Origin of the sequence: Pseudomonas brassicacearum (genome assembly GCF_000585995.1) — a bacterium.
GTDB lineage: Bacteria > Pseudomonadota > Gammaproteobacteria > Pseudomonadales > Pseudomonadaceae > Aquipseudomonas > Aquipseudomonas brassicacearum_A.
This window is the reverse complement of sequence record NZ_CP007410.1, coordinates 4,423,288-4,436,522: the sequence shown is the minus strand read 5'-3', so window position 1 is coordinate 4,436,522 and position 13,235 is coordinate 4,423,288. Positions and strand designations below refer to the sequence as shown.

The following is a 13,235-nucleotide window of genomic DNA, read 5'->3' as shown; positions in this document are numbered from 1 at the left end:
GAGTGCTTGCCATGCAACGCCGACCTTCCTTGTTCAAAACATGTGTTTTTCTCTTCGCGGCCACGGTGGCTGCCGTGGGGGTCGCCCAGGCGGCCGACAGCAAGCTGGACAGCGTGCTGCAACGTGGGAAATTGATCGTGGGCACGGGCAGCACCAATGCGCCGTGGCACTTCCAGGGAGCGGATGGCAAGTTGCAGGGTTTTGATATCGACATCGCACGAATGGTCGCCAAGGGCCTGTTCAATGACCCGGAGAAGGTCGAGTTCGTGGTGCAGTCGTCCGATGCGCGGATTCCCAACCTGCTGACCGACAAGGTCGACATGAGCTGCCAGTTCATCACCGTCACCGCCAGCCGCGCCCAGCAAGTGGCGTTCACCCTGCCGTACTACCGCGAAGGGGTGGGCCTGCTGCTGCCGGCCAACAGCAAGTACAAGGAAATCGAAGACCTCAAGGCCGGCGGCGACGGCGTCACCGTGGCGGTGCTGCAAAACGTCTACGCTGAAGAGTTGGTGCACCAGGCATTGCCCAAGGCCAAGGTCGACCAGTACGACAGCGTCGACCTGATGTACCAGGCGGTGAACTCCGGTCGCGCCGATGCTGCCGCCACTGACCAATCCTCGGTCAAGTACTTGATGGTGCAGAACCCCGGCCGTTATCGCAGCCCGGCCTACGCCTGGAGCCCGCAAACCTATGCCTGCGCGGTCAAGCGCGGCGACCAGGACTGGCTGAACTTCGTCAACACCACCTTGCATGAAGCCATGACCGGCGTGGAATTCCCCACCTACGCCGCATCGTTCAAGCAGTGGTTCGGCGTCGAGCTGCCGTCGCCGGCGATTGGTTTCCCTGTTGAATTCAAATGACCCTGTGAGCCCGGGGCGCCGCTTGAGGGCGCCCTGGCGAAGGTACTGCCGACCATGAATTATCAGTTGAACTTTGCCGCCGTCTGGCGCGATTTCGACACTTTGCTGGCGGGGCTCGGCCTGGGGCTTTCCCTGGCGCTGGTGTCGATCGCCATCGGTTGCGTGATCGGCCTGGCGATGGCGTTCGCGCTGCTGAGCAAGCATCGGGTCCTGCGGGTGCTGGCGTCGGTGTATGTCACGGTGATCCGCAATACGCCGATCCTGGTGCTGATCCTGTTGATTTACTTCGCCTTGCCGAGCCTGGGCATTCGCCTGGATAAGCTGCCGTCGTTCGTCATCACCCTCTCGTTGTATGCCGGGGCCTACCTCACCGAAGTGTTTCGCGGTGGGTTATTGAGCATTCACAAGGGGCAGCGGGAGGCGGGCTTGGCCATCGGCCTGGGCGAGTGGCAAGTGAAGGCCTACGTTACCGTGCCGGTGATGCTGCGCAACGTGTTGCCGGCCCTGTCGAACAACTTCATTTCGCTGTTCAAGGACACCTCCCTGGCGGCGGCGATTGCCGTGCCGGAGCTGACCTATTACGCCCGCAAGATCAACGTGGAGAGCTACCGGGTGATCGAAACCTGGTTGGTGACCACGGCCCTGTATGTCGCGGCCTGTTACCTCATTGCCATGCTGCTGCGGTATTTCGAGCAGCGCCTGGCGATCCGCCGTTAGGAGTGTCCCATGTACGAATCCCCCAGTTGGTTGCATGAGTTATGGGTCGCCCGGGACACCTTGTGGGCCGGTTTTCTCACCAGCGTGCAGTGTTCGGTGCTGGCAATTGTGTTGGGCACGTTGATCGGCTTGGTCGCAGGGCTGGTGCTGACTTACGGCCGGGTCTGGATGCGTGCGCCGTTTCGCTTCTACGTCGACCTGATTCGCGGCACGCCGGTGTTCGTGCTGGTGCTGGCCTGCTTCTACATGGCCCCGGCCCTGGGTTGGCAGATCGGCGCGTTCCAGGCCGGCGTGCTGGGCCTGACGCTGTTCTGCGGCTCCCACGTGGCCGAGATCGTGCGCGGTGCCTTGCAGGCGTTGCCCCGTGGGCAGATGGAAGCGAGCCAGGCCATCGGCCTGACGTTCTACCAGTCGCTGGGCTATGTGCTGTTGCCCCAGGCGTTGCGGCAGATCTTGCCGACCTGGGTCAATTCCTCCACCGAGATCGTCAAGGCCTCGACGCTGCTGTCGGTGATCGGCGTGGCCGAACTGCTGCTCAGCACCCAGCAGATCATCGCCAGGACCTTCATGACCCTGGAGTTTTACCTGTTCGCTGGTTTTCTCTTTTTCATCATCAATTACGCCATCGAATTGCTCGGGCGGCACATTGAAAAGCGGGTGGCCTTGCCATGACTGACGTTTCGACTCCTTCCAACACCCAGCCGCTGCTGGACATTCGCGGATTGCGCAAACAATACGGCCCGGTGGAAGTGCTCAAGGGCGTGGACCTGAGCATGCAGCGCGGCAATGTGGTCACGTTGATCGGCTCCAGCGGTTCGGGCAAGACCACGCTGCTGCGCTGCGTGAACATGCTCGAAGAATTCCAGGGCGGGCAGATCATGCTCGACGGCGAATCCATCGGCTATGACGACGTCGACGGCAAGCGCGTGCGCCACGCCGAAAAAGTCATCGCCCGGCATCGTGCCATGACCGGCATGGCCTTCCAGCAATTCAACCTGTTCCCGCATTTGACCGCGTTGCAGAACGTCACCCTGGGTCTGCTCAAGGTGAAAAAACTGCCCAAGGACGAAGCGGTGGCCCTGGCCGAGAAATGGCTGGAGCGGGTCGGCCTGCTGGAACGGCGCAATCACTTCCCCGGTCAGTTGTCTGGCGGCCAGCAGCAGCGCGTGGCGATTGCCCGGGCGATTGCCATGAACCCCAGCCTGATGCTGTTCGACGAAGTCACCTCGGCCCTGGACCCGGAGCTGGTGGGCGAAGTGCTGAACGTGATCAAGGGGCTGGCCGAAGACGGCATGACCATGCTGCTGGTGACCCACGAAATGCGCTTTGCCTTCGAGGTGTCGGACAAGATCGTGTTCATGAACCAGGGTCGCATCGAAGAGCAGGGGCCACCGAAAGAGTTGTTCGAGCGGCCGCAGTCGCCGCGGCTGGCGGAATTCCTCAAGAACACTCGTTTTTAATTTTATTCAGTAAGGAGAAACACCCATGAGCATTACGCGCTACGGCACCGGCAGCTCCGCAGGCGGCGGTCAGCCACGGCCATTCGCCCGCGCCGTGGAGGCCGATGGCTGGTTGCATGTGTCCGGTCAGGTGCCGGCGGTGAACGGCGAGATCATTGTCGGCGGCATCGTTGAGCAGACGCACCAGACCATGAAGAACCTGATCGCGATTCTCGAAGAGGCCGGTTACGAGCTCAAGGACGTGGTGCGCTGCGGCGTGTGGTTGGATGATCCGCGGGATTTCTGGAGTTTCAACAAGGTGTTCAGCGAGTACTTCAGCCCTGAACACGCCCCGGCCCGGGCCTGTGTGCAGGCGAGCATGATGGTCGATTGCAAGGTCGAGATCGATTGTGTGGCCTACAAGAAAAAGTGATCACCTGTGGCGAGGGGATTTATCCCCGCTGGGCTGCAGAGCTGCCCTGGTGAGGCTGATTGCGATCCTGCCTGGCACAGCGCATTGGCTTGTTGGGGCTGCTTCGCAGCCCAGCGGGGATAAATCCCCTCGCCACAAGGAGCTGTGGTCAGCTTGCAGTCTGGTTACACTCGCGGCGAACTGATTGGGAACCGAAAACATGACCGAAGACACCATCAAACGCCGGGCCCGGGGACTGGATCGGGCGTTCGATATTCTCGATTTCCTCAAGGAAATCGGCCAGCCGCTGCGCCCGAACGATATTGCCAGCGGCATCGGCAGCCCCAAGTCCACGGTCTATGAACTGGTGGCGTCGCTGCTGGAGCGGCGCATCCTCGAACCGGTGGGCAAGGAAGGTCACGTCTACCTGGGCCGCCAGTTGTATTTTCTCGGGCAGGCACACCTGCGGCATTTCGACCTGAGTCGCGAGGCCGACCACGCCTTGCAGGAGATCGTCAGCCAGACCCGGGAAACCGCACAGATGTGCCTGCTCAATGGGCGCAAATACACCGTGGCGTTGATGAAGGAGGGCGAGCGGCATTTCCGCATTTCATCGGACATTGGCGAAAACGCGCCGATTCCCTGGACGGCGTCCGGTCGCCTGCTGCTGGCACATTTGAGTGACCAGCAAATTGTCGATTTGATTGACCCCGACGACTTCATCCTGCCGGACGGTGAGCGCCTGCCCCTCGAGCAATTCCTCAAGGAAATCCGCCAGGCCGGCCTCGACGGGTTTTTCTCGTTCGACAGCGTCGCCGACACCTTCACCCATTGCTTCGCCGCCCCGGTCAAAGACCCCAGCGGCGTGGCCATCGCGACCCTGTGCATTGTCGCCCCAAGGGCCGATGCCAGGAACAATTACGCCGACTACCGCCGGGTGCTGATCGAAAGCGCCAACAACCTGGCCCGGCGCATCAATGAATAGATAGTCGCGGCTGCAAGCGGCCGCGTGCGAGGAGTTCGAACATGTCTTCTGCCATTTCCAATGCTGACATAGAGAAGGGCGCGGCCGCCGTCGGCGCCCACCTGCTCAAGGACGTCAGCCTGCCGGCGCTGGTGCTGCATCGCGCGGCGCTGGAGCACAACATTCGCTGGATGCAAGCGTTCGTCACCGACAGTGGCGCCGAACTGGCGCCCCACGGCAAGACCAGCATGACCCCGGCGCTGTTTCGCCGCCAACTCGATGCCGGTGCCTGGGGCCTGACCCTCGCCACTGCCGTGCAGACCCGTGCCGCTTACGCCCACGGCGTACGCCGGGTGCTGATGGCCAACCAACTGGTGGGCACGCCGAACATGGCCCTGATCGCCGATCTGCTGGCCGACCCGGCGTTCGAATTCCATTGCATGGTCGATCATCCGGACAACGTCGCCGACCTGGGAGCGTTCTTCGCCTCGCGCGGTATGAAGCTGAACGTGATGATCGAGTACGGCGTAGTCGGTGGCCGTTGTGGTTGCCGGAGCGAGGCCGAGGTGTTGGCCCTGGCCGAGGCGATCCGGGCGCAACCGGCGCTGGCGTTGACCGGCATTGAAGGCTACGAAGGGGTGATCCATGGTGACCACGCCATCAGTGGCATCCGCGCCTTTGCAGCGTCTTTGGTGGGGCTGGCGGTGCAGTTGCAGGACAGCGGCGCGTTCGCCATCGACAAGCCGATCATCACCGCCTCGGGTTCGGCCTGGTACGACCTGATCGCCGAATCCTTCGAAGCCCGGAATGCCCACGGGCGTTTCCTCAGCGTGCTGCGTCCCGGCAGTTACGTGGCCCATGACCACGGCATCTACAAAGAGGCCCAGTGCTGCGTGCTGGAGCGGCGCAACGACCTGCACGAAGGCCTGCGTCCGGCCCTGGAAGTCTGGGCCCATGTGCAATCGCTGCCGGAACCAGGCTTTGCGGTGATCGCCCTGGGCAAGCGCGACGTCGCCTACGACGCCGGCTTGCCGGTGCCGCTCAAGCGCTATAAACCGGGTTCGGACTCGGTGGTGGGTGAGGACGTGGGCACCTGCAAGGTGACAGCGGTGATGGACCAGCATGCGTTCATGACCGTGGCGCCGGGAGTTGAGTTGCGGGTGGGGGATATTATTTCGTTCGGTACTTCGCATCCGTGCCTGACGTTCGACAAATGGCGGGTGGGGTGCCTGGTGGATGAGGGGTTGCGGGTGGTGGAGAGCATGGAGACTTGTTTCTAGGGCTTAAGACCGCGTCGCGGCTATCGCGAGCAAGCTCGCTCCCACATTTGGACAGGTCTGAACACAGAGTTTGTGTTCGCCAAAAATCCCCCTGTGGGAGCGAGCTTGCTCGCGAAGACGGCCTGTAAAACACCACCGAAATCCCAGGATCATCTATGAGTACACCCAACCCAAAACCCCGCATCGCCCTGATCGGCGAATGCATGATCGAACTGCAACAACGCGTCGACGGCAGCCTGCTGCAAAGCTTCGGCGGCGACACCCTGAACACCGCGGTGTACCTGGCCCGGGCCTTGGGTGACAGCGGCTCGGTGGATTATGTCACCGCCCTGGGCGACGACAGTTTCAGCGATGCCATGTGCCAAAGCTGGGCAGCGGAAAACATCGGCCTGGAACGGGTTCAGCGTTTACCCGGCCGCTTGCCGGGTTTGTATTGCATCCAGACCGATGCGGCGGGGGAGCGGCGGTTTTTGTACTGGCGCAACGAGGCGGCGGTGCGCGATTGCTTTACCACCCCGGCCGCCGGGCCGATCCTGGCTGCGTTGCTGGATTACGATGTGCTGTATTTCAGCGGCGTGACCCTGGCGGTACTCGGCGAACAGGGCCGGGGCAAACTCATCGAAACCTTGATCGAAGCGCGCCGGCGCGGGGCTCAGGTGGTGTTCGACAACAACTACCGACCCAGGCTCTGGGCATCAGTCGAAGCGGCCCGCGCGGTCTATCGCAGCGTTCTGCCTTACGTGGAACTGGCGCTGTTGACGGTGGACGACGAGCAGGCGCTGTTCGGCTATGCCGACAGTGAGGCGGTGTTCGCCGCCTATGCGCAATTCGGTACGCCGGAAGTGGTGCTCAAGCGCGGCGCCGAGGCGTGTCTGATTCGTTGCGATGGCGTGTCTTATGAAATTCCCGCTCAACGGGTCGAGCGCGTGGTGGACACAACGGCGGCGGGAGATTCATTCAGTGCTGCGTACCTGGCGAGCCGCTTGCTGGGTGGCAGCCCGCAGGAGGCGGCCGAGGCGGGGCATTTGTTGGCGAGCCGGGTGATCCAGGTGCCGGGGGCGTTGATGCCCAAGGACTGACTATACCGAAAGTTGGATGTGTCCTGTGGCGAGGGAGCTTGCTCCCGCTCGGCTGCGCAGCAGCCGTTTCTGTTTGTTGGGGCCTGCTTCGCAGGCCAGCGGGAGCAAGCTCCCTCGCCACAGGGATGGTGTTCGCAGCACACCACCATTTTTCAATCCCGATAAAACACCTGCACCAGGTGATAGCCGAACTTGCTCTTGATCGGCCCATGCACCACCCGCAGCGGCTTCTTGAAGATCACTGCATCGATCGCGCCAACCATTTGCCCCGGCCGCACTTCACCCAGGTCGCCGCCGCGTTTGCCGGAGGGGCAGGTGGAGTACTTCTTGGCGAGCACATCGAAGGCTTCGCCCTTGGCAATGCGTTGCTTGAGCTGTTCGGCTTCTTCGGCGGTTTTCACCAGGATATGGCGGGCTTGGGCTTTCATTGCAGCGCGGACCTGAACGTAACGGGCTGGGGATTATGCCTCAAGTCAGGGGCCATGGTTGATCATCGTCCGAATCTTGGTCGCCAGCAGATCGAGGGTGAAAGGCTTGGCGACCAGGTCCATGCCCTGGTCGAGGAACCCCTGGCGTTCGGCGGCTTTTTGCGCATAACCGGTCATGAACAGCACTTTCAGGTCGGGCCGGTGCTGGCGGGCGATCTCCGCCAGTTGCCGGCCATTCATGCCCGGCAGACCGACGTCGGTTACCAGCAAGTCGATGCGCTGGTCCGACTCCAGCAGGGGTAGGGCCGACTTGGCATCCTGGGCTTGAAGGGCGGTATAGCCCAGGGCATGCAGCAGATCGAGTATCAGCATGCGCACCGCCGGTTCGTCTTCCACCAGCAACACGGTTTCCCCGGCGATCGCCGCGGGCGCGTCGACAGCCACTGACGCCGCCGGCTGTTCGGTGGGCGCGACGTGCAGCCGTGGCAGGTACAACTGCACCCGGGTGCCCTGGCCTGGCACACTGTCCAGGTTGAGGTGCCCACCGGACTGCTGGGCAAACCCGTAGATCATCGAGAGCCCCAGGCCGGTGCCCTGGCCGATGGGCTTGGTGGTGAAGAACGGATCGAAGGCCTTTGCCAGCACGGAGGGCGTCATGCCGCTGCCATTGTCGCTGACGGCAATCATCACGTAGTCCCCGGCCTTCACCGGTTCCAGGGTGTTGATGTCATTGCCGTCGAGGTAGACATTGGCGGTTTCGATGGTCAGTTCACCACCATCGGGCATGGCGTCCCGGGCGTTGATCACCAGGTTGAGCAAGGCGTTTTCCAACTGGCTGACATCGGTACTCACCGGCCAGAGCTCATCGGCCAGTTGCAGCCGCAGCACGATGTGATCGCCGGTGGTGCGGCTCAGCAAATCTTCGAGTGAGTGCACCAGCTGATTGGGGTCCATGGGTTTGCGGTCCAACGACTGGCGTCGGGAGAATGCCAGCAGTCGATGGGTGAGGGCGGCGGCGCGATTGGCCGAGGACACCGCTGCTTCGGTGAAGCGACCTATCTCGGCGGCGCGACCGTTGGCGATGTAGCGCTGGATCAGATCGAGGCTGCCGAGAATGCCCGTGAGCATGTTGTTGAAGTCATGGGCAATGCCGCCTGTGAGCTGGCCCACGGCTTCCATTTTCTGGGCATGGCGCAGGGCTTCTTCGGCGCGCTCGCGTTCGAACATCTCGCTTTGCAACCGTTGGTTGGCTTCGGCCAGTTGCTGGGTACGGGCGATGACTCGCTCTTCCAGGGTTTCGTTGAGGTTACGCAGGGCTTCCTCGGTTTTCTTGCGTTCGGTTTCGTCGATCACAAAGATATAGAAACCGTTCACCGCACCGTCCGACCCGTGGCGGGGCAGGTAGTTGATCAGTGCATGGCGTGGGCGACCGTCGCGATGATCCGACTGCACGGCGAAGCTGCAGGGCTTGCCGGCCAGGGCGCCGGCGATCTGTTCGGCGCGAGCCGCGTAGGCCTGCTCGCCGAGCACTTCGCGGACGGTCTTGCCATAGAGTTCCTCAGGCGTCAGGCCGTACCAGTCCAGGTAGGCGCTGTTGTTCAGCCGGAAACGCTCTTCGCGATCCACATAACTGATGAGGATCGGCATGGCATTGATGATCAGTTGCAGCTCGGTCTGGCTCTGGCGCAAGGCCTGCTCGGTGTGCTTGCGCTCGGTCAGGTCCAGGGCTGCGCCGAGAAAACGCTTGGGCCGGCCATGGCGATCCTTGTAGCAACGCCCGCGCACGAACACCCAGCGCAGCTCGCCGTCGGGCTGCAGCAAACGGTACTCCTCGGCATATTCGGTGCCGTGGGTGATGCAGTGCTTGATGCTGCGGGCGATCATCGCCCGGTCTTCGGGGTGCACGCCCTCAAGATAGGCGCTGATGGGCAACTGGCGCGACAGGCTCGGATCGACGCCATGCAGCAGGGCGAAATGCTCGTCGGCAATGAAGCGGTCTTCGCTGATGTCCCAATCCCAGGTGCCCAACGCATCCGTGGCGGCCAGGGCCAGTTGCAGGCGCTCTTCGCTTTCGTGCTGGGCCTTGAGGCTGGCCTCGGAGCGCCGTTCGAACTCCAGGGCGAGTCGGCGCCGCTCGCTGGTTTCCAGGGCAGTGACCAGGATGCCGGCGACGCTACCGCTTTCGTCGTGCACGGGGCTGTAGGTGAGGTCGAGCCACAGGTCGCAGAGGCGGCCGGCGAAGGGCAGGCGCCATTGTTGATCGCGGCTGCTGTGCGTGCGGCCTTGCAACACGCTGCGATAAATCGGTGCGCTGGTGTCCCTGAGTTCGGGCCAGGCTGTGTGGGTCGGCTGACCAAACGCCTGCGGATGCTTGTCGCCGGCCAATCGGGCAAAGGCGTCGTTGTAGAAATGGATCAGTTGGGGGCCCCACAGCAAGGCCATCGGCATCGGCGAGTGGAGCACGATGTCCACGGCGGTGCGCAGGCTTTGCGGCCAGGTTTCGGCAGCGCCCAGCGGGCTGGAGGCCCAGTCCAATCGGGCAATCAGGTGCTGTATGTCGCTGCCGGAGGGTGTTGCGTTCATAGTGGCCCCCTGGAAGTCGTGTCACTGCCTCGGCGTCTACTATCCTCTGAAGCAGGTATGCGCGGGTTGGTCTGAAAGGTTTCATGCTCAGGTCAGCTTGTTTCAATTGATGTCTCGCGGAAGTTTCAGTCCATGGAAATCGATCCCTTGTTGCGAATCCTGGCGAGCCAGGATGGCTCCGACCTCTACATGTCCACCGGCGCGCCACCGTGCGCGCGTTTCGAGGGCGTGCTCAAGCCCTTGGGTAACCAGGCATTCAAGGTCGGCGACATTGCCGGGCTCGCCGAGTCTTTGATGGACGCCGAACAGCGCCTTGAGTTCGATCGGGAACTGGAAATGAACCTGGCGATCTCCATGGCCGGTGTCGGGCGGTTCCGGGTGAATATTTTCAAGCAGCGCAACGACGTGTCCATGGTGATACGCAACGTCAAGCTGGACATTCCGCGCTTCGAAGACCTGAAGCTGCCGCGGGTATTGCTGGACACCATTATGCAGAAACAGGGGCTGATGCTGTTCGTTGGCGCGACAGGCTCGGGCAAGTCGACGTCCCTGGCGGCACTGATCGATTACCGCAATCGCAACAGCAGCGGCCACATCATCACCATCGAAGACCCGGTGGAGTATATCCATCGGCACAAGAAATCAATCATCAATCAGCGGGAAGTCGGTGTCGACACCCGCAGTTTTCATGCCGCCTTGAAGAACACCTTGCGCCAGGCGCCGGACGTGGTGCTGATCGGCGAGATCCGTGATCGCGAAACCATGGAACACGCGCTGTCCTTCGCCGACACCGGGCACCTGGTGATTTCCACGCTGCATGCCCATAACGCCAACCAGGCCCTGGATCGGGTGATCAACTTCTTCCCGGAAGAGCGCCGGCCGCAGTTGCTCAATGACCTGGGCAACAACCTCAAGGCCTTTGTCTCCCAGCGCCTGGTGCGCACCCGTACCGGCCAGCGCCGGGCGGCGGTGGAGGTCATGCTGGGCTCGCCCACGGTGGCCGATTTGATCCGGCGCAACGAGCTCGGCGAACTCAAGGGGATTATGGAAAAGTCAGAGGAGCTGGGCATGCAAAGCTTCGACCAGGCCTTGTTCAACCTGGTGGTAGAGGGGGCGATCGACGAGGAAGAAGCCTTGAAAAACGCCGACTCGGCGAACAACTTGCGCTTGCGTTTGAAGTTGCATGCCGAGTCGGGCGCGGCGCCTCCACCTGACCCGGCGGCGGGGGAGTGGGGGTTGGTGGATTGATCATTCAAAGTCAGACCGCGTTATCGTTCATCGCGAGCAAGCTCGCTCCCACAGGGTTCTAGGGTGACTGCAATTTCTGTGTTCACAGCCGACCCCTTGTGGGAGCGAGCTTGCTCGCGAAGAGGCCCTCATGGCCAACAGATAGCCAGCGTCAGGTAGCCAGCTCCGGCCGATCCCGAAACTGCTCCAACGCTTCCGGATTGGCCAGCGCATCAGTGTTTTTCACCCCTTCGCCATGCACCACGTTGCGCACCGCCAACTCGACCACCTTGCCGCTGATGGTCCGCGGAATATCGCTGACCGCCAGGATCTTTGCCGGTACATGCCGTGGAGTGGTGTTGGCGCGGATGACCTGGCGGATTTGCTGCGCCAACGCCTCGTCCAGCGTCACGCCCTCGCGTAGACGCACGAACAGCACCACCCGCACATCGCCCTGCCATTGCTGGCCGATGGCGACGCTGTCCAGCACCTGCTCGACCTTCTCCACCTGCCGATAGATTTCCGCTGTGCCGATGCGCACGCCACCGGGGTTGAGCACGGCGTCGGAGCGTCCATGGATCAACAGGCCGCCGTGGGGCAGCTCTTCGGCGTAATCACCTTGGGCCCACACGCCGGGGAACTGGGCGAAGTAGGAGGCACGGAGCTTTTCCTGGTGAGGATCGTTCCACAGGCCAATGGGCATCGCCGGGAAGTGCCGGGTGCACACCAGCTCGCCTTTCTCGCCGATGACCGCTTGGCCGGCTTCATTCCAGACCTGCACCGCCATGCCCAGGCTCTTGCCTTGCATCTCGCCCCGGCGCACTGGTGCCAGCGGGTTGCCGTTGACGAAGCACGACACAATGTCGGTACCGCCGGACATCGAGGCCAAACAAATGTCGGCCTTGAAGTCGCGGTACACGTAATCGTAGCAGTGGGGCGCCAGGGCCGAGCCGGTGGACAAGAGGGTTTTCAGGCTGCCCAGGTCATGGGTTTGTCGCGGTTTCAGGCCCTGGCTTTCCAGGGCGGCGAGGTATTTGGGACTGGTGCCAAACACGCTGATGCGCTGCTGGTCGATCAGGTCCAGCAGGCGCTCGGGGCCGGGATGAAACGGTGAGCCGTCGTAGAGCACCACCGCACTGCCCACGGCGAGGGCCGACACCAGCCAGTTCCACATCATCCAGCCGCACGTGGTGTAGTAGAACAAGCGATCCTCGGGGCCGAGGTCGACGTGCAGGCCATGTTCCTTGACGTGTTGCAGCAACACGCCGCCGGTGCCATGGACGATGCACTTCGGCACGCCGGTGGTGCCGCTGGAGTAGAGGATGTACAGCGGATGATCGAAGGGCACACCGATGAATTGCGGTTCGCCGCCGCTTTGGTAGAAGTCACCCCATAGCGCGACGCTGGCTGGGGTCCTGAAATCATCCGAACGTGCATCAGGCTGGGCATAGGGCAGCACGATCAACTGCTGCAACGACGGCAGCCGCTCGAGGATTTCATTGACCTTGGCCCGCTGGTCGATGACCTTGCCGGCGTAGCGGTAACCGGCGCAGGTGATCAGCACCTTGGGCTCGATCTGGCCGAAGCGGTCGATGACGCCCTGGGTGCCGAAGTCCGGCGACGAGCACGACCAGATGGCCCCCAGGCTGGTGGTGGCGAGCATACCCACCAGCGTCTGCCAGGTGTTGGGCATGCACGCGGCCACCCGGTCGCCCTGGCTGACGCCAGCGGCTTGCAGGCTTTTTTGCAGGCCGGCAACGTGGGCGGCGAGCTCGGCCCAGGTCAGTTGTTCCTGGCCGCCGTTTTCATCGATGGCGACCACCGCCACGGCTTCGTCGCGGCGGCGCAACAGGTGTTCGGCGAAGTTCAGGGTCGCCCCCGGGAACCACTGGGCGCTGGGCATCTGCGGGCCTTCCACCAGGACCTCGCTGGGTGCTTGGTGAAAGTGGATCTCGAAAAAGTCGACGATGGCCTGCCAGAAAGCTACGCGCTGGTCGATGCTCCAGGCGTGCAGGGCCGGATAGTCGCTCAGTTGCAGGTGATGCCGTGCGTTGACGAACCGGCGAAAGGCGTTCATGCGCGACTGGGCGATGCGTTCGGGGCTGGGTTGCCAGAGGATGTCGGACATGGGAGGGCCTCTTGTTTTTATGGGGCTTACAAGCATTGCAGCACAAGGTGCTTCTTGTGGCGAGGGAGCTTGCTCCCGCTGGACGGCGTAGCAGTCCCAATAGGCGGCCGCTGCGCAG

The 13,235-nt window shown here is 62.5% G+C and carries 12 protein-coding genes; 9 read left to right on the top strand and 3 right to left on the bottom strand.

The features are described from left to right. The first annotated feature begins 11 nt into the window (after positions 1 to 11). The 8 genes from CD58_RS18810 to CD58_RS18775 all read left to right on the top strand — a co-directional run bounded on the left by CD58_RS18810 (position 12) and on the right by CD58_RS18775 (position 6,751). Positions 12 to 860 carry a transporter substrate-binding domain-containing protein gene (locus tag CD58_RS18810; RefSeq protein WP_025214540.1) on the top strand — a complete coding sequence of 283 codons (849 nt, stop codon included), beginning with the start codon at positions 12 to 14 and terminating at the stop codon, positions 858 to 860. Between the two features lie 54 nt (positions 861 to 914). Then, positions 915 to 1,577, top strand: coding sequence for an amino acid ABC transporter permease (locus tag CD58_RS18805; protein WP_014338685.1), 663 nt, complete (start codon positions 915 to 917; stop codon positions 1,575 to 1,577). A gap of 9 nt (positions 1,578 to 1,586) precedes the next feature. Next, positions 1,587 to 2,249, top strand: a complete 663-nt coding sequence (locus tag CD58_RS18800) for an amino acid ABC transporter permease (RefSeq protein ID WP_025214539.1) — start codon at positions 1,587 to 1,589, stop codon at positions 2,247 to 2,249. Continuing rightward, the gene (locus CD58_RS18795; protein WP_025214538.1) at positions 2,246 to 3,037 is read left to right on the top strand and encodes an amino acid ABC transporter ATP-binding protein; all 792 of its coding nucleotides are present in this window, start codon (positions 2,246 to 2,248) and stop codon (positions 3,035 to 3,037) included. The genes CD58_RS18800 and CD58_RS18795 overlap by 4 nt, the downstream gene beginning before the upstream one ends. Before the next feature lie 25 nt (positions 3,038 to 3,062). Then, entirely contained in the window at positions 3,063 to 3,449 is a 387-nt protein-coding gene (locus tag CD58_RS18790) for a RidA family protein (protein WP_025214537.1), read from the top strand. A gap of 199 nt (positions 3,450 to 3,648) precedes the next feature. Continuing rightward, complete coding sequence (locus CD58_RS18785) at positions 3,649 to 4,413, top strand: IclR family transcriptional regulator (RefSeq protein WP_025214536.1); 765 nt, start codon at positions 3,649 to 3,651, stop codon at positions 4,411 to 4,413. Positions 4,414 to 4,454: 41 nt separating this feature from the next. Further along, positions 4,455 to 5,672, top strand: a complete 1,218-nt coding sequence (locus tag CD58_RS18780) for an amino acid deaminase (RefSeq protein WP_025214535.1) — start codon at positions 4,455 to 4,457, stop codon at positions 5,670 to 5,672. 155 nt (positions 5,673 to 5,827) lie between these two features. Beyond that, on the top strand, positions 5,828 to 6,751 hold the full coding sequence (locus CD58_RS18775) for a sugar kinase (protein ID WP_025214534.1): 924 nt from the start codon (positions 5,828 to 5,830) through the stop codon (positions 6,749 to 6,751). Between the two features lie 152 nt (positions 6,752 to 6,903). On the opposite strand, the gene CD58_RS18770 is transcribed toward CD58_RS18775, so the two are convergent. Together CD58_RS18770 and CD58_RS18765 are read right to left on the bottom strand one after the other, a co-directional pair. Further along, a complete protein-coding gene (locus CD58_RS18770) occupies positions 6,904 to 7,179 on the bottom strand; it encodes a peptidylprolyl isomerase (protein WP_019690952.1) in 276 nt (91 codons plus the stop codon). 45 nt (positions 7,180 to 7,224) lie between these two features. Then, positions 7,225 to 9,762 (bottom strand): PAS domain-containing protein, encoded by a 2,538-nt coding sequence (locus CD58_RS18765; protein ID WP_025214533.1) that lies wholly within the window; start codon positions 9,760 to 9,762, stop codon positions 7,225 to 7,227. Positions 9,763 to 9,894: 132 nt separating this feature from the next. Here CD58_RS18765 and CD58_RS18760 point away from each other — a divergent pair, with 132 nt between their 5' ends. After that, complete coding sequence (locus CD58_RS18760) at positions 9,895 to 11,010, top strand: PilT/PilU family type 4a pilus ATPase (RefSeq protein ID WP_025214532.1); 1,116 nt, start codon at positions 9,895 to 9,897, stop codon at positions 11,008 to 11,010. Positions 11,011 to 11,161: 151 nt separating this feature from the next. Here CD58_RS18760 and CD58_RS18755 read toward each other — a convergent pair whose 3' ends face one another. Beyond that, on the bottom strand, positions 11,162 to 13,117 hold the full coding sequence (locus CD58_RS18755; protein ID WP_025214531.1) for an acetoacetate--CoA ligase: 1,956 nt from the start codon (positions 13,115 to 13,117) through the stop codon (positions 11,162 to 11,164). Positions 13,118 to 13,235: the final 118 nt, after the last annotated feature.

Coding starts and splice junctions, on each gene's coding strand:
- CD58_RS18810 (WP_025214540.1), top strand. CDS start 12: ATGCAACGCCGACCTTCCTTGTTCAAAACATGTGTTTTTCTCTTCGCG.
- CD58_RS18805 (WP_014338685.1), top strand. CDS start 915: ATGAATTATCAGTTGAACTTTGCCGCCGTCTGGCGCGATTTCGACACT.
- CD58_RS18800 (WP_025214539.1), top strand. CDS start 1,587: ATGTACGAATCCCCCAGTTGGTTGCATGAGTTATGGGTCGCCCGGGAC.
- CD58_RS18795 (WP_025214538.1), top strand. CDS start 2,246: ATGACTGACGTTTCGACTCCTTCCAACACCCAGCCGCTGCTGGACATT.
- CD58_RS18790 (WP_025214537.1), top strand. CDS start 3,063: ATGAGCATTACGCGCTACGGCACCGGCAGCTCCGCAGGCGGCGGTCAG.
- CD58_RS18785 (WP_025214536.1), top strand. CDS start 3,649: ATGACCGAAGACACCATCAAACGCCGGGCCCGGGGACTGGATCGGGCG.
- CD58_RS18780 (WP_025214535.1), top strand. CDS start 4,455: ATGTCTTCTGCCATTTCCAATGCTGACATAGAGAAGGGCGCGGCCGCC.
- CD58_RS18775 (WP_025214534.1), top strand. CDS start 5,828: ATGAGTACACCCAACCCAAAACCCCGCATCGCCCTGATCGGCGAATGC.
- CD58_RS18770 (WP_019690952.1), bottom strand. CDS start 7,179: ATGAAAGCCCAAGCCCGCCATATCCTGGTGAAAACCGCCGAAGAAGCC.
- CD58_RS18765 (WP_025214533.1), bottom strand. CDS start 9,762: ATGAACGCAACACCCTCCGGCAGCGACATACAGCACCTGATTGCCCGA.
- CD58_RS18760 (WP_025214532.1), top strand. CDS start 9,895: ATGGAAATCGATCCCTTGTTGCGAATCCTGGCGAGCCAGGATGGCTCC.
- CD58_RS18755 (WP_025214531.1), bottom strand. CDS start 13,117: ATGTCCGACATCCTCTGGCAACCCAGCCCCGAACGCATCGCCCAGTCG.